At 62.9% G+C, this 512-nt stretch carries 1 protein-coding gene; it reads left to right on the forward strand.

Going from position 1 to position 512, the window contains the following annotated elements:
• Positions 1 to 512: aldehyde dehydrogenase family protein (locus tag HP499_RS24830; RefSeq protein WP_172326650.1), on the forward strand; the 512-nt coding region annotated here is incomplete at both ends.

Below are 512 nucleotides of genomic sequence, written 5' to 3' on the forward strand. Positions count from 1 at the left end.
GCAACGGTCGACGTCGTCCATCCGGCTACCGAGGAAGTCATCACCCAGGTGCCGGCCGGCACCCTGGAAGATGTCGACGCCGCCGTGGCAGCTGCCGTGGCAGCGAAAGCCGAGTGGGCGGCTAAGACGCCCAAGGACCGTTCCGCGGTCCTGCTGCGGATTGCGGATATTGTCGAGGCCAACCGTGAGGTTTTTGAGAACCTCGAAGCGACCAATACCGGCAAGCCAATCGCCGTGGCCGAAGACGATATTTCCAGTGCGATCGACACGTTCCGGTTCTCCGCCGGCGCTGCACGGGCCTTCACCGCCCTCGGAGCAGGGGACTACGCGGAAAACCACACCTCGGTTGTCTTCCGTGAGCCGGTAGGTGTGGTGGGTGTCATCACACCGTGGAACTATCCGCTGCTGATGGCCGTATGGAAGATCGCGCCTATCCTTGCCGCGGGCAACACCTTGGTCCTGAAGCCCTCGGAGCAGACACCGCTGACTACCTTGAAGCTCGCCGAGCTCAT

It is taken from the genome of Paenarthrobacter sp. CM16 (assembly GCF_013179505.1).
Lineage (GTDB): Bacteria > Actinomycetota > Actinomycetes > Actinomycetales > Micrococcaceae > Arthrobacter.